Genomic DNA, 13,985 nt, shown 5'->3' on the forward strand with positions numbered 1-13,985 from the left:
TGTTCGTCTCTTACTGCTTGACCGAGATGCTCAAGCGACCCGCGATGCCAGTCCCTCTCCGGAACCGGTCCGCGGCCAACGGCCAAAACCGCCGCCTGCGCATCCCTTCTCACAACACGGTATCAACAATATCCAAGATCCCGCGATCCTCACCAAGGACCGCTGCCCGTCCCGCGCTGCGCCACCGGAGTCCGGTGCGGCGCGTCGGGGCGCTGTATCTAGAAGATCCGACTTGCTCTGTCAAGCCTTTGTTTTCACGCTGGCCTGACGTTACTTCGTCTCGTCTTCGGCATCTCTGCCGTTCCCTTGCCGCCGTCGCGCTTCTCAGCGGCCCCGGCGTCGTGGGAGCCGGGTTATAGGCGGCTCGGCCGAGCCCGGCAAGCGCTTTTTCCACCACAACGCACTTTTTTCTGAAACGCCAGCGTCACAATGAGCCATTGGTCACAGACAGGGCCATTCAGGATTTGAGGGAAATGTGCAATCTTGCCGTCCCGGTCACCCACCGGTCATCCGATCGATCGTCACAACAGGTGGACGGCACTGTGCGTTTCAGAAAATCGCTCCTGACGGCGGCCCTTTTGTCCGGCCTTCTCGCGGCGTGCGCCAGCGATCCGTCATCCTCCTCCCGCGACACCAACATCGACGCTCATATATCGGAGGCCTCGCGCCGCTTCGGGATGCCGGAGCAGTGGATCCGCGAGGTCATCCGCCAGGAGAGCGGCGGGCGCACCATGATGAACGGGCGCCCCATCACCAGCCATGCCGGCGCCATGGGCCTGATGCAGGTGATGCCGGTGACCTATTCGGAGATGCGCCGCAAGCACGGGCTGGGTTCCGACCCCTACCACCCGCGGGACAACATCCTGGCGGGCACCGCCTATCTTAGGGAGATGTACGACCTGTTCGGGTCGCCTGGCTTCCTTGGCGCCTACAATTGTGGGCCGGGCTGCTACGCCGACTATCTGGCCGGCAACCGCCGCCTGCCCGGCGAGACGCGGCGCTACATCGCGTCTGTGTCGCCGCGCCTGGAGGGTGGCATCACCGGCGGCGCAGTGGAAGTCGCCAGCCTACCCGCCACGCAGCCTCCGCCCATTTCCGCCGCTCCGGCCCCGGTGCCGGTGACCCCGGTGCCGGCCCCGCCGGTCGCTCCCCTGCCCCCGCCAGTCATCGCGGCCACGCCGTTGCCGGTGAAGGTCGCCTCGGCGGGCGGCTGGACCGTCCAGCTCGGCGCCTTCCGGTCGCCCGACGACAGCGCCCGCATCATCGACCGGGCGCGCCGGTCCATGCCGGGCACGCTGAGCCGCACCGAGCGGGTGGTGCAGACGGTGGACACCCAGAGCGGACCGCTCTACCGCGCCCGGCTTACCGGCCTGACGCAACAGGACGCGGCGCAGAGCTGCGCCGGGCTGACAGGCATGGGCATGGCCTGCTTCGTGGTGCCCCCGGGCGCGTAAGCGCCCGGTATTCCAATGATAAGCGCGTGAGCGTCTGGTATTTCAATGATAAGCGCGTGAGCGCTTGGCATCACCGAGCTGGGCGCGGGTTCAGATGTCGAGCGGTAGGGAGTCGAGGTCCAGGCCCAGGCGGCGGACGATCTCAGCCGCCGTGTTCAGGTTGGTCTCGAACTTCCAGGTCTGGCCGTTGGGGCGGTATTCGTTGACGTTGGGGCGACCGTTCGCGAAGCGGTAAGGCTGCACGCTGTACCAGCGGGCGTCGCTCATGCCGATCCCCTGCTCCGCGGCGTAGGATTCGGCAACCTGCGGCCACATGATGCCGCCGGGCTGGGTGGGCTGGTCGCTGTCCAGGAAAGCGACGATGCGGGCGCCATTCAGTTCGAAGTCCACGCGCTGTTTCACACCACCATCGGTGGAATTGCCGGGGACGGACACGGCCGAAGTCTGCGGCACTGTTACCTTTTCCATGACCTATAGCTCCGATTTGTCAGACAGCGTATAGGCAGTGGCGCACAGGAACCAGAGGCAAAATGCTCCGACCGGCCCCACCGGCTTGCAAAAGCGGCGACCAGGTCCCGCGGAAGATGCCGGGGCGTTGGCGCACACGGCTTTCGTCATAACCTGCGATCGAAGAATTACCGCGGGCGGGCCATCGTTGGGGATTCCCACGGACCGTGCGATGCGCTAGATTCGGTTTTGGTTTTGTTCGCAGCCACCATCCCTGGTCAGAATGGCCCGCCTCATCGACCGTCCCGCCGAACATCAGGACCGTTCCATAGCCCCCAGCCCTGCCGCTCCGCGGTGCGAGCATTGTGGGCGTCCGCACGGCCATACGTTGCGCTGCCTGCCCGACGGCCGCTGGCTGTCGCCCGACGGACTCTGGTTCAGCGACGAGGGTGACCCGGCGCCCTGGCCGGACGTGGTCGAATATGCCGGGGTCAGGACCTCGCGGAGCATCGTCGGGCTGTACCGCCGCCGCGCGGAGAAGGCGATGGAACGGCGGTGGCTGTGCCGGCGTTGTCATATGGTCACCGCGCGCGACGAGCATCGGCGCGTCACCCGGACCCGGTCCCTGATGCGCCTCGCGCTCGGCGACCTGTTCGAGGGAACCTACACCATCTGAAGGGCTGCTCGGCCCTTCCGGGGAAAGAAAGCCAGACATTCCATGCAGAACGGACATTCGACACGCCGCGGGGCCGAGCCGCGGCGTACGGTGGGGGACTCCGCTTCGCGCCCCGCGAGGCCGGTCGATCCGGTCGTGATGGCTCTGAACCTGCTGAACGGTCCCCGCACCCGGGCGGCGCTTCTGAAGGCCGTGGAGAAACGGGTGAAGACGGATGCGGAGGAGCGCCGCCGCTTCGCCGCCGCCGCCGGACGGGTGCAGGGCGCAACGGGCGAGCAGGCGCTGACCCAGGCGGTGGGCAATTACCTGCGCGACCTGTCCCGCCTTCCCGAAGCCGGGCGCAGCGGGCCTTATCTGTGGCTGGCCGAGACGGTCGCCATCCTGGCCGGCGGCGGGCGTCCGGGGCAGCCGGCCAGCCGCTTTCGCGACCCGCGGGCCGAGGCGGAAGCGCTGTTCCGCCCGCGCGGCGCGGCCTCGGCGTAAGCGAAGCGCTTGAAAACGGGACAGGCCCGGTGCCGGAGATCGTCCGGCGCCGAGCCTGTCCTGCAAAGAGCGGAACCTGCGATCAGGCGATCGTGCCGTCGAACAGGGCCGGTTCGATGGCGTTCATCTTCGCCGTGTTCACTGCCCAGTCGTCGGTCATGATGCCGCCGGTGTCGCCCGAGCCGGGGCTCCAGGCCCAGTAGGTGAAGCTGACGCCCTGGTCGCCCGCCGCCAGATCGGACTTGCCGTCGCCGTTGTAGTCGCCGTCCATGTACTTGACCATGGCGTCGAGCCACTGCTTGTCCTGGCCGGTCTCCAGCTTGGTGCCGAACTCGCCGACCAGGACCGGAGCGATGTCCTTCTGGACGATCCAGCCCCAGGCGTCCGTCCAGATGTCCTTCATGTTGTTCGGATAGGCGGGATCGTCGAACCAGCCGAACCCGGCCATCGACGGCGGGTAGTCGTGGACGGAATAGACCAGCTTGTTGTCGATGTTGAAATCGACCGGGTCGGTCTTCACGCCGTCCAGATTGCCGCCCCACCAGTAGGTGCCCTCGGACGAGTTCTCGACGCCCTCGACGATCAGCAGCCAGTTCGGGTTGACCGACTGGACGGCGTTGCCGATGCGCTCCGCCGCGGCCTTCCAGTCGGTGGCCTGGTTGCCATCACCCCAGGTGGCCTGGCCGTGCGGCTCGTTGTGCAGGTCGGCGGCGACGACCGACGGGTTGTCGGCGTAGCGCTGGGCCAGCATCTTCCAGTTCTCGATCATCTTCGATTCCGGGTACTGGCTGGTGTACCAGAGCCCGTTCTCGTTGGCCGAGGCGCCGTCGCCGGAGCGGTGGTGGTCAAGGATGATCTTCATGCCGGTCTGATCGGCGTGTTCGATGATCTTGTCGAACACCTCGAGGCTGGTCTTGCCCTGAAGCTCCGGGTTCTTCGAATAGTCGATGCCGGTCGGCATGCGGCCGTTGTCCAGCATGGCGTCCGACCAGGGCAGGCGGATGGTGTTGAACCCCTGGCCCTGCATCTGGTCCATGATGTTCTTGTAGCTGTCCTGCCACAGCCCCTGCGGGGCGAAGGCATAGCCCTCCGCACCGAACCAGTTGACGCCGGTCAGCTTCACGTTGTTGCCGGCGCTGTCCACGATCTGGCTGCCCTCGGTGTGCAGGTAGCCGCCGCTGGACCCGGTGCCGCTGTCGGTGGAAGGCGTCGTCACCGGGGCGGTCGGCGTGGCCGGGGTCGTGCTCGGAGCCGTGGAGGGCGTGGAACCGGAGGTGAACAGGCCCTTGTCGGCCTCGACCACCAGCGTGCCGTTCCACCACAGGTCGGCCTGCCCCTTGATGACGTCCTTGCCGTCGAGCGCGCCCTTGTCGTAGCCGACCGCGGAGTCGGTCGGGGCGTATTCGTGGCCGTTGATGGTCACGCTGCCGACATGCAGGTTGCGGTCCTGACCGTTAACGGTGGCGTCGTTGTCGTACTGGACCTGGATCTTGTGCGCCTGATCGGCGGCCAGATCGGTCTTGAAGGAGAAGTCCTTGGACTCCGTGCCGGCCGCGCCCTCGCCGATCGTCTTGCCGTCCGCCAGCACCGTGAAGTGCGCGTTCTGGCCCGCCGCGGCGGTGCCGCGGGCGTTGATGGTGATGGTCGAGGAGCCGGCGGAGGCGTCGCTGCCGCCCGTGGCGGCGCTGTCGGCCTCCGGCGCGGCGGGGGTGCTGCCGGAAGCGGCCGTGTCGGGCGTGGCACCATAGAGCGACGCCGGGGTGGAGAAGCTCAACGCCCCGTTCCACCACAGGCCTTCCTGGCCGGCCATGGTTCCGCCAGTGTCGTCGTGCCGCTCGTAGCTCGCGTCAATCGGGCTCAGCGTGTGGCCGTTGATGACGATGGATTTGATGCCCAGGTCGCGGCTCGACCCTGCGTTCACGTCGTCGTTGTCATAGACAACCTGAACTTTGTGTGCCTGACCAGAGGAAACGTCAACGTCGAATGTATAGGCTTTCGGCTCGGCCGAGCCCACCGACGCCTGACCAACATCCTTGCCGTCGATCATCAGACGAAAGTGAGGATTCACAGCGTCCGAAGAGGTGCCATAAGCGTTCACGACGATTTTGGATTTGGTCAAACCAGTGGAGGTCGTCGCCATTTGTCTATTCCATTGCGGTTTCGATGGCTAGACCGTGGCTTCAGATGGTTAATGAGATACTAACAATTTCTTTAAAATGAATTAACCATTTGTGGCAAATAGGAGCGGCCGGCGGCTGGCTTTGCCTGATGCGGCGGCGCAACAGCAGGCCCGCTCTGGGTTTGCGGGGGACGCGCCGCGGACACCGCCGCCGCCCTCGCGCCGGACCGTTCGGCGCCCGTGCCCCAGCCTGGTCACAGGCGGGAGGCCAATCGGTTCACATCCGGGATGCCGCGATCGTCCCGGTGTGGACAGCGTGGTGCGAGCCGGTGCGGAGCCCGCTCTTCCGAAGTGTCAACCCGCGGGCGAAGCCGCACGTGCTACACTGCGCGCCATGACGGATGGTGGATGATGACGGGCATGAGGATTGTGGCGGCGCTTTGGACGGCGGCTTTGGCGACGGCCTTGGCAACCGCGCTTGCCGGCGCGCCGGTTCAGGCGTCTCCGGCTCCCGCCGTGGGGCAGAGCGTGTCGCTGGTGACCACCAGCGGATCGGCCACCTTCAAGCTGTGCCGCAACTGGGTGTTCACCCACACCTGCCGCGAGTACGGCAACGTGCCGGTGCCCGCGCGCATCGCGGCGGGCGATTCGTTTGAAATCACCTTCGGCAGCAACCCGAAGACGATGTGGTTCCGGGTCAAGGCGGTCCTGCTTCAGGACGGACGCTGCCTGCTGATCCCCAAGCATGAGGACATGCCCGCCAAGGGCGAGGACGAGCCGGTGGACATGCTGATCGTGGACCCGTGCCGCGTCCTGCGGTGACGGTCCTCCGGTGAAAGCCCTGCGGTGAAGGCGCGCCCGGTCGCGGACCGCCTTCCGCAGGACGGCGGCCTCAGCGCAGCGGGATGTTCATCTGGACACTGAGGCCCGGGGCGGGCGCGTAGTAGACCGGCGGGGGCGGCGGTGCGTAGACCACACGCGGCGCCGGAGCGTAATAGACGGGCGGCGGGCGGCGCATCACCACGACGGGTGGCGGCGGCTCGTAGATCACCACGGGGCCGTGGCCGCGGTGGTGATGCCTGTGCTTGTGCTTCTTCCAGCGCCCATGGTCGTCGGCCAGAGCCGGAGCGGCCAACGCGACGGTCAGCACCAAGCTTCCCAGCGCCACGCTCCAGCCGCGTTTGCCGGACCCGCGCTTGCCAGCGCCACCTTTGCCTGAATGGCCCGCGCCTGAGTGGACGGACATTCCCTGCATCCTTTTTCTGCGATCGGTTGACCCGATCCTAACAGGAGATCGTGCGCCCAAGCTCTGGCTCCAACCATCCGCCCTGGGACAAATTTCGGGCACCTCCTATTCCCCGAAGGTGGTGCCCCCCGGCGGAAATGGCGGGTCGAAAACCGAACGAACGTCAGGGGTTGCGGCCATTCGATTTGGTGTTCGCAGGCGCCGAAACTGTGTCACACTGTCGCATGGTGAATGGCATCGGGAGCGTCCGTATGGAAAGCCGCCGCAACCAGCCGCAACGTCACATCGTTCTCGCCTCGCACCCGACCGGCGGCGCCAAGCCGCGCTACACCCCGGTCCACTGGGGCGCCCCCACCGCCGCGGAGCGTGGGCCGGTCGTCGCCTCGCTCTCCGACCCGGCGCAGCGCAACGCCATCGGCGCCCACGCCGGCAGCTACGCGGTCTACCGGGCGCTCGCCGTCGCGGCGGGGCAGCTCAGCGCCTATCACGTGCCGGACCTGACCAACACCGCCCCGGCGGAGCCCATCGGCCCGCACCCGCAATGGGGCGACCCGGAGACGATCGTCTCCATCGACCCCTTCGGCCACATGGTCAGCGAGGCGTTCGGCGAGCATCTGGCGCGCGGCGTGGATGTGCGCCCGACGATCGCCGTGACCAAGGCCCGCATCAAGATGCCGGAGCTGGTGGACGCCATGCGGGCCGGGCGGCTGGCGGCGGACGGCCAGATCCTGCTGCCCAGCGGCGACGCCCGCGTGACCAAGGTCGCCATCGAGCCCGTGTGGTTCCTGCCCGGCATCGCCAAGCGCTTCGGCATCACCGAGAGCGCGCTGCGCCGCGGCCTGTTCGAGCACACCGGCAGCATGTTCCCGGAGCTGGTGACCCGTCCCGACCTGAAGGTCTTCCTGCCGCCGATCAACGGGCTGACCGTCTACATCCTGGGCGACGTGGCGGCGCTGACCGACCCGGCGCGCAAGGTCGCCTGCCGGGTCCATGACGAGTGCAACGGGTCGGACGTCTTCGGTTCCGACATCTGCACCTGCCGCCCCTACCTGACCCACGGCGTCGAGGAGTGCATCCGCACCGCGCAGGAGAATGGCGCCGGCCTCGTCATCTACAACCGCAAGGAAGGGCGGGCGCTCGGCGAGGTGACCAAGTTCCTGGTCTACAACGCGCGCAAGCGCCAGCCCGGCGGCGACCGGGCGGAGGCCTATTTCGAGCGGACGGAGTGCGTGGCCGGCGTCCAGGACATGCGCTTCCAGGAGCTGATGCCCGACGTCTTCCACTGGCTGGGCGTCACCCGCATCGACCGCATGGTGTCGATGAGCAACATGAAGTCCGACGCCATCCGCCGCGCCGGCATCGAGATCGTCGAGCAGATCCCGATCCCCGAGGAGCTGATCCCCGACGACGCCAAGGTGGAGATGGACGCCAAGAAGGCCGCCGGCTACTTCACCCCCGCCGTGCCGACCGCGGAGGAGCTGACCGTCGCCAAGGGCCGGGGGCTGACCGATTGAGCGCCGTCGGCGACGATGATGTGGGGTGGCTGCTCTCCGCCGACGCGGTGCGCCAGCGCGCCCACGCGATCCTGGCGAAGGCCGAGCGCGGCGACCTCGCCCATTTCGCGTTTCGCCCGGACCGGCTGGCCGGGGCCGCCGCCCTGGTCGCCGCGGTGACGCGGGAGTCCTACCCGGACCTGGACGTTCCCTACCACAGCCGCTGGCGGCACTTCGTGGTGAACGGCGACGACCGCTGGGCGACGCTTGCCGCCGGGCTGAGGGCGGACGCCGACGAGATCGCACGCATCCGCTTCGACCTCGCGGTGACCAGCGTTCTGCTGGACGCCGGTGCCGGCGACCGCTGGCGCTACCGCGACAAGGACGGCGTCGAATTGGCCCGCTCCGAGGGGTTGGCGATCGCCAGCTTCGACCTGTTCCGGTCCGGCGGCTTCGCCGACGATCCGGTCCACGCCCCTTTGCGCGCCGACGCGGCCACCCTTTCGGCCATGACCGGGACGGCGCTCGCCCGCAGCTTCCAGGCCGGGCCGGACAACCCGCTGGTCGGGTTGGAGGGGCGCGCGGCGCTGCTGCGCCGGCTGGGGAGCGCGCTGACCGCCGCGCCCGACCTGTTCGGCACGCCGGGGCGGGTCGGCACCCTCTATGACGCGCTGAAGGCGCAGGCCGTGGACGGGACGCTTCCCGCCTCCGCCATCCTCGATGCGGTGCTGCGCGGGCTGGGGCCGATCTGGCCGGGCCGGATCGAGCGCGGCGGCATCAATCTCGGCGACAGCTGGACCCATTCGGCGGTCGGCCTCGTCCCCTTCCACAAGCTGTCGCAATGGCTCAGCTACTCGCTGGTCGAGCCGCTGGAGGGGGCGGGCATCGCCGTCACCGGGCTGGACCGGCTGACCGGCCTGCCGGAATACCGCAACGGCGGGTTGCTGGTGGACAGCGGCGTTCTGGTGCCGAAGGAGCCGCGCCTCCTCACCGACGAGCTGGAGGTGGGCGACGAGGCGGTGGTGGAGTGGCGCGCCCTGACCGTCGCCCTGCTCGACCGCCTCGCCGACGAGGTGCGCGCCCGGCTGGGCGTGCCCGCGGAGTCCTTCCCGCTCGCCAAGGTTCTCCAGGGCGGGAGCTGGACCGCCGGACGCCGGATCGCCCGCGAGCGCCGCCCCGGCGGCGGCCCGCCGATCCGCATCCGCAGCGACGGAACCGTCTTCTGATGTGACGCCAACCACCCGAAGGGTCGCCCATGCCCAACCCGACGCTGCCCATCCCGACGTTGACGGTCATCGACCATCCTCTGGTCCAGCACAAGCTGACCCTTCTGCGGCGGCGGGAGACCCCCACCGCCCGGTTCCATGAGGTGATGCGGGAGGTGTCGCAGCTGATGGGCTACGAGCTGACGCGCGACCTTCCCCTGGAGGACCGCCCGGTGGAAACGCCGCTGGCCAGCTTCGACGCGCCGCTGCTGACCGGCAAGAAGCTGTGCCTCGTCTCCATCCTGCGGGCCGGGCAAGGGCTGCTCGACGGCATGCGCACGCTGCTGCCCTCGGCCCGCATCGGGCACATCGGCCTCTACCGCGACCAAGAGACGCTGACCCCCGTCGAGTATTTCTTCAAGGTGCCGGAGGACATCGAGGAGCGGCTGGTCATTCTGGTCGATCCCATGCTCGCCACCGGCCACACGGCCGTCGCGGCGGTGCACCGGCTGAAAGACGCGGGGGCCGCCTCGATCAAGCTGGCGGTGCTGGTGGCCGCCCCGGAGGGTTTGCGCACCTTCCACGACGCGCACCCCGACGTGCCCGTCTTCACCGCCGCGGTAGACGAGCGGCTGGACGAGAACGGCTACATCCTGCCCGGCCTCGGCGACGCGGGCGACCGGCTTTACGGCACCCGCTGAGAATCGTTGCCGCCCTTTTGGTCACATGCCACCCTGCCAACCCGTGAGAGCCGCAGCAGGGCTGACGCGCACGGAATGGCATTGCCGTTGCAACGCCTCTGCTGCACATCTGTGCCGAAACAGCAAAGCAGACGGAGGGGATTGCAAAATGGGGAACCTGTTGGGCGTGGCGCGGCGCGCCGTCCTGTGCGGCGCGGCGGCCGCCGCCGTCGCGGCGATGGCTCTGCCCGCCTGGGCTCAGTCGAAGGTCAAGGTCGCCGGCGTCTACACCGTGCCGATCGAGCAGCAGTGGGTCAGCCGCATCCACACCGCCCTGAAGGCCGCCGAGGCCCGCGGCGAGATCGAGTATGTCTGGGCCGAGTCGGTCGCCAACACCGACTATGAGCGCGTGATGCGCCAGTACGCCGAGGGCGGCCAGCAGCTCGTCTTCGGCGAGGTCTTCGGCGTCGAGCGCGCGGCCCGCGCCGTCGCCAAGGACTATCCCAAGACCGCCTTCGTCATGGGCTCCAGCTTCAAGCCGCAGGAGCCGAACTTCTCGGTCTTCGACAACTACATCCAGGAGCCGGCCTATCTGACCGGCATGATCGCGGGTGCGGTGTCCAAGTCGAACGTCATCGGCATGGTCGGCGGCTATCCGATCCCGGAGGTGAACCGCCTGATGAACGCCTTCATGGAGGGCGCCAAGGAGGTGAACCCGAACGTGAAGTTCATGGTCAGCTTCATCGGCTCCTGGTTCGACCCGCCCAAGGCCAAGGAAGCCGCCTTCGCCATGATCGACCGCGGCGCCGACGTGATGTACGCCGAGCGTTTCGGCGTGTCCGACGCCGCCAAGGAGCGCAAGGTCCTGGCCATCGGCAACGTCATCGACACCCAGCCGCAATATCCGGAGACCGTGGTCGCCAGCGCGCTCTGGCACATGGAGCCGTCGGTGGACCGCGCCATCGCCGCGGTGAAGGCCGGCAGCTACAAGGCCGAGGATTACGGCCCCTACAGCCAGATGGTCCACAAGGGCTCCAGCCTCGCCCCGCTCGGCACCTTCGAGGGCAAGGTCCCCGCCGACGTGATGGCCAAGGTGAAGGCCCGCCAGCAGGAGATCCTCGACGGCAAGTTCACCGTGAAGGTGAACGACAACGAGCCCAAGTCGACGATGTGATCCACACTTCCTAAGAAGCATTGCCTTTCAGTCCCTCTCCCGCCCCGGGAGAGGGAGGGGCCCGCGCAAAGCGCGGGAGGGTGAGGGTGCCGCCAAGAATCAGTGCTTTGATCCTCGGCTTTACCCTCACCCACCCGCTTCGTGGGCACCCTCTCCCGGGACGGGAGAGGGAAAGTCACTTCGCCTCCCCGGCACCCCGCGGACATCCATGACATCACCCCCCATCGTCCTCCGCCTCTCCGGCATCACGAAGCGGTTCGGGCCGCTCGTCGCCAACGATTCGATCTCGCTGACCCTCCACAAGGGCGAGGTGCTGGCCCTGTTGGGCGAGAACGGCGCCGGCAAGACGACCCTGATGAACATCCTGTTCGGCCATTACGTGGCCGATGAAGGAACCATCGAGGCGTTCGGCCAGCCGCTTCCCCCCGGCTCCCCCCGCGCGGCGCTGGCCGCCGGGATCGGCATGGTCCACCAGCACTTCACCCTGGCCGACAACCTGTCGGTGCTCGACAACATTGCCGTGGGCACGGAGTCGCTGTGGCGCCCGCGCTCCGACCGCGCCGCCGCCAAGGCGAAGCTGCTCGACCTCGCCCGCCGCTTCGGGCTGGAGGTGCGGCCCGACGCGCTGGTCGGCGACCTGTCGGTGGGCGAGCGGCAGCGGGCCGAGATCCTGAAGGCGCTCTACCGCGACGCCCGTGTCCTGATCCTCGACGAGCCGACCGCGGTGCTGACTCCGCAGGAATCGGCCAGCCTGTTCGACACGCTGCGCCGCCTGACCGCCGACGGTCTGGCCGTGGTCTTCATCAGCCACAAGATGAACGAGGTCTTCGCGGCCAGCGACACCGTCGCCGTTCTGCGCGGCGGGCGCCTTGTCGCCACCCGCAGGACCGCCGAGACCGACCGCGAGGAGCTGGCCGAGCTGATGGTCGGCCGCGCCCTGAAGCCGCCCACCCCCACGCCGCTGGAGCCGGGCGAGCCGGTGCTGACGCTGTCCGGCGTCACCGTCGCCTCCGGCCACGGGCGCCCGCTGCTCGACGCGGTGGACCTGACCGTGCGCCGCCGCCAGATCGTCGGCATCGCCGGCGTGTCGGGCAACGGGCAGACCGCGCTGGCCGAGCTGGTCAGCGGCCTGATCCACCCCGACTCCGGCACCATGACGTTGAAGGGCGAAGCCGCCGGCGACGCCGGCCCGGCGGAGATGGTCCGGCGCGGCGTCGCCCGCATCCCGGAGGACCGGCACGCCGCCGGCCTCGTCGGCGCCATGGCGGTGTGGGAGAACCTGATCGCCGAACGCTACCACGACCCGGCCTTCCAGCGCTTCGGCCTGATCCGCCGGGGAGCGGCCCGCGCCTACGCCGAGGAAGTCATCGAAGCCTTCGACGTGCGCTGCCCGGGGCCGGACGCCCGCACGCAGCTGCTGTCCGGCGGCAACATGCAGAAGCTGATCCTCGGCCGCACGCTGGCCCACGGGCCGGACCTGATCCTGGCGAGCCAGCCGACCCGCGGCCTCGACGTCGGCGCGGTGTCCTACGTCCACGGGCGGCTGCTGGAGGCCCGCGCCGCCGGGGCCGGGGTGCTGCTGATCTCCGAGGACCTCGACGAGATCCTGGCGCTGGCCGACGGCATCACCGTCGCCCATCACGGGCGCCTCACCCCCGTTCTGCCCCACGGCCGCGTGTCGGTCCGCCAGCTCGGCCTGCTGATGGCCGGGCATTGGGAGATTTTGCCGGAGATCGTCGGGGAGGGCGTGCAATGAGCGACCTTGCTCCACCGTCATTGCCGCAGAGAGGCAAAGGCAGCGCCGCTGCCCCCTCCCCAACCCTCCCCCGCGTTGCGGGAGAGGGTGCCTTCTGCGAAGCGGCGGCAGTCCCCTCCACCTCGAAGAGGGGGAGGGTTAGGGAGGGGGCAAGGTCAGCGCCCAAGCACCTCCGCGGGAATAAGGCACAAGGAAAAAATCATGCGGCTTGAACCGCGAGAGCATACCCCGCTGGCCGCCCGCCTGCTGGCGCCCGTGGCGGCGGTCGTGGCGGCGCTGGCGCTCTGCGCGCTGCTGGTCGCCTGGACCGGCGCGCCGGTGCTGCGCGCCTACGGCCTGCTGCTGGAGGGGGCCGCCGGCTCCCGCTTCGCCCTGACCGAGACGCTGACCCGCGCCACCCCGCTGATCCTCACCGGCCTCGCCGCCGCGGTCGCCTTCCGCGCCAAGCTGTGGAACATCGGGGCGGAAGGGCAGCTCTACATGGGCGCGCTCGCCGCCGTCGTGCTGGGCGGCGGGATGCTGAACCTGCCGGCCTGGCTGCTGCTGCCCACGGTGATGATCGCCGGGGCCGCCGCCGGGGGCGCCACGCTGCTCGGCCCCGCCGTGCTGAAGGTGCGCTTCGGCGTGGACGAGGTGGTGACCACGCTGCTGCTGAACTTCATCGTCCTGCTGCTCGTCTCCATGCTGCTGGAGGGCGCGCTGAAGGACCCCATGGGCATGGGCTGGCCGCAGTCCGCCCCGGTCGTCGAGGCCGCCGAACTCCCCAAGCTGGTCGAGCGCACGCGGCTGCACACCGGCCTGCTGGTCGCGCTGGGCCTGTCGGCCCTGCTCTGGCTGATCGACACCCGGACCATCTGGGGCTACGAGAACCGGGCGGTCGGCGCCAACCCGCGCGCCGCGGCCTTCGCCGGCATGCCGGTGACCCGCGTCATGCTGCGCACCGCCCTGCTGTCCGGCGGGCTGGCGGGGCTGGCCGGGGTGATCGAGGTCTGCGGACTGAAGGGCTACCTGACGCTCGACCTGTCGCCGGGCTTCGGCTACAGCGGCATCGTCGTCGCCATGCTGGCGCAGCTGCACCCGGTGGGCGTGGTCGGGGCGGCGGTCTTCATCGCCGGCATCTTCGTCGGCGCCGACGCCATGAGCCGCGCCATGCCGGTGCCCAACTACATCGCCGACGTGCTCGTCGCCACCAGCCTGCTGTGCATGCTGGTCGCCGGGCTGCTGACGCGCTACCGGCTGCGGCGGGGGTGAG

Annotated in this window: 13 protein-coding genes; 10 read left to right on the forward strand and 3 right to left on the reverse strand. The window is 68.9% G+C overall.

Going from position 1 to position 13,985, the window contains the following annotated elements; translation table 11 throughout:
- Positions 1 to 578 precede the first annotated feature (578 nt).
- A complete protein-coding gene (locus DS837_RS30355) occupies positions 579 to 1,454 on the forward strand; it encodes a lytic transglycosylase domain-containing protein (RefSeq protein ID WP_247890213.1) in 876 nt (291 codons plus the stop codon).
- 90 nt (positions 1,455 to 1,544) lie between these two features.
- On the opposite strand, the gene DS837_RS30360 is transcribed toward DS837_RS30355, so the two are convergent.
- Positions 1,545 to 1,922: a hypothetical protein gene (locus DS837_RS30360; RefSeq protein WP_149168155.1), complete on the reverse strand. Its 378-nt coding sequence runs from the start codon at positions 1,920 to 1,922 to the stop codon at positions 1,545 to 1,547.
- A 262-nt stretch (positions 1,923 to 2,184) separates the two neighbouring features.
- On the opposite strand from DS837_RS30360, the gene DS837_RS30365 reads away from it, so the two are divergent.
- Positions 2,185 to 2,577 carry a hypothetical protein gene (locus DS837_RS30365; RefSeq protein WP_149168156.1) on the forward strand — a complete coding sequence of 131 codons (393 nt, stop codon included), beginning with the start codon at positions 2,185 to 2,187 and terminating at the stop codon, positions 2,575 to 2,577.
- 138 nt (positions 2,578 to 2,715) lie between these two features.
- Positions 2,716 to 3,060: a hypothetical protein gene (locus DS837_RS30370; protein WP_247890214.1), complete on the forward strand. Its 345-nt coding sequence runs from the start codon at positions 2,716 to 2,718 to the stop codon at positions 3,058 to 3,060.
- 82 nt (positions 3,061 to 3,142) lie between these two features.
- Here DS837_RS30370 and DS837_RS30375 read toward each other — a convergent pair whose 3' ends face one another.
- Positions 3,143 to 5,200 carry a cellulase family glycosylhydrolase gene (locus DS837_RS30375; RefSeq protein WP_149168158.1) on the reverse strand — a complete coding sequence of 686 codons (2,058 nt, stop codon included), beginning with the start codon at positions 5,198 to 5,200 and terminating at the stop codon, positions 3,143 to 3,145.
- Between the two features lie 399 nt (positions 5,201 to 5,599).
- Between DS837_RS30375 and DS837_RS30380 the strand changes: the two genes are divergently transcribed.
- Positions 5,600 to 6,001, forward strand: a complete 402-nt coding sequence (locus DS837_RS30380; RefSeq protein WP_247890215.1) for a hypothetical protein — start codon at positions 5,600 to 5,602, stop codon at positions 5,999 to 6,001.
- A gap of 70 nt (positions 6,002 to 6,071) precedes the next feature.
- On the opposite strand, the gene DS837_RS30385 is transcribed toward DS837_RS30380, so the two are convergent.
- The gene (locus DS837_RS30385) at positions 6,072 to 6,425 is read right to left on the reverse strand and encodes a hypothetical protein (protein ID WP_149168160.1); all 354 of its coding nucleotides are present in this window, start codon (positions 6,423 to 6,425) and stop codon (positions 6,072 to 6,074) included.
- Between the two features lie 251 nt (positions 6,426 to 6,676).
- Here DS837_RS30385 and DS837_RS30390 point away from each other — a divergent pair, with 251 nt between their 5' ends.
- The 6 genes from DS837_RS30390 to DS837_RS30420 all read left to right on the forward strand — a co-directional run bounded on the left by DS837_RS30390 (position 6,677) and on the right by DS837_RS30420 (position 13,984).
- A complete protein-coding gene (locus DS837_RS30390; protein WP_149168161.1) occupies positions 6,677 to 7,939 on the forward strand; it encodes a GTP cyclohydrolase II in 1,263 nt (420 codons plus the stop codon).
- Complete coding sequence (locus DS837_RS30395) at positions 7,936 to 9,144, forward strand: URC4/urg3 family protein (protein WP_247890216.1); 1,209 nt, start codon at positions 7,936 to 7,938, stop codon at positions 9,142 to 9,144. Before DS837_RS30390 ends, DS837_RS30395 begins: the two co-directional genes overlap by 4 nt.
- 29 nt (positions 9,145 to 9,173) lie before the next feature.
- The gene (gene upp / locus DS837_RS30400; protein WP_149168162.1) at positions 9,174 to 9,824 is read left to right on the forward strand and encodes a uracil phosphoribosyltransferase; all 651 of its coding nucleotides are present in this window, start codon (positions 9,174 to 9,176) and stop codon (positions 9,822 to 9,824) included.
- A 148-nt stretch (positions 9,825 to 9,972) separates the two neighbouring features.
- Positions 9,973 to 10,977, forward strand: coding sequence for a BMP family protein (locus tag DS837_RS30405; protein ID WP_149168163.1), 1,005 nt, complete (start codon positions 9,973 to 9,975; stop codon positions 10,975 to 10,977).
- Between the two features lie 208 nt (positions 10,978 to 11,185).
- Complete coding sequence (locus tag DS837_RS30415; RefSeq protein WP_149168165.1) at positions 11,186 to 12,733, forward strand: ABC transporter ATP-binding protein; 1,548 nt, start codon at positions 11,186 to 11,188, stop codon at positions 12,731 to 12,733.
- Positions 12,734 to 12,934: 201 nt separating this feature from the next.
- Complete coding sequence (locus DS837_RS30420) at positions 12,935 to 13,984, forward strand: ABC transporter permease (protein WP_149168166.1); 1,050 nt, start codon at positions 12,935 to 12,937, stop codon at positions 13,982 to 13,984.
- Position 13,985: the final 1 nt, after the last annotated feature.

Origin of the sequence: Azospirillum brasilense, from assembly GCF_008365405.1 — a bacterium.
GTDB classification, from domain to species: Bacteria; Pseudomonadota; Alphaproteobacteria; order Azospirillales; family Azospirillaceae; genus Azospirillum; species Azospirillum brasilense_D.

Excerpts from the sequence above, each read along its gene's own strand:
- DS837_RS30360 (WP_149168155.1), bottom strand. The coding sequence starts at position 1,922 with ATGGAAAAGGTAACAGTGCCGCAGACTTCGGCCGTGTCCGTCCCCGGC.
- DS837_RS30365 (WP_149168156.1), top strand. The coding sequence starts at position 2,185 with ATGGCCCGCCTCATCGACCGTCCCGCCGAACATCAGGACCGTTCCATA.
- DS837_RS30370 (WP_247890214.1), top strand. The coding sequence starts at position 2,716 with ATGGCTCTGAACCTGCTGAACGGTCCCCGCACCCGGGCGGCGCTTCTG.
- DS837_RS30375 (WP_149168158.1), bottom strand. The coding sequence starts at position 5,200 with ATGGCGACGACCTCCACTGGTTTGACCAAATCCAAAATCGTCGTGAAC.
- DS837_RS30380 (WP_247890215.1), top strand. The coding sequence starts at position 5,600 with ATGAGGATTGTGGCGGCGCTTTGGACGGCGGCTTTGGCGACGGCCTTG.
- DS837_RS30385 (WP_149168160.1), bottom strand. The coding sequence starts at position 6,425 with ATGTCCGTCCACTCAGGCGCGGGCCATTCAGGCAAAGGTGGCGCTGGC.
- DS837_RS30390 (WP_149168161.1), top strand. The coding sequence starts at position 6,677 with ATGGAAAGCCGCCGCAACCAGCCGCAACGTCACATCGTTCTCGCCTCG.
- upp (WP_149168162.1), top strand. The coding sequence starts at position 9,174 with ATGCCCAACCCGACGCTGCCCATCCCGACGTTGACGGTCATCGACCAT.
- DS837_RS30405 (WP_149168163.1), top strand. The coding sequence starts at position 9,973 with ATGGGGAACCTGTTGGGCGTGGCGCGGCGCGCCGTCCTGTGCGGCGCG.
- DS837_RS30415 (WP_149168165.1), top strand. The coding sequence starts at position 11,186 with ATGACATCACCCCCCATCGTCCTCCGCCTCTCCGGCATCACGAAGCGG.
- DS837_RS30420 (WP_149168166.1), top strand. The coding sequence starts at position 12,935 with ATGCGGCTTGAACCGCGAGAGCATACCCCGCTGGCCGCCCGCCTGCTG.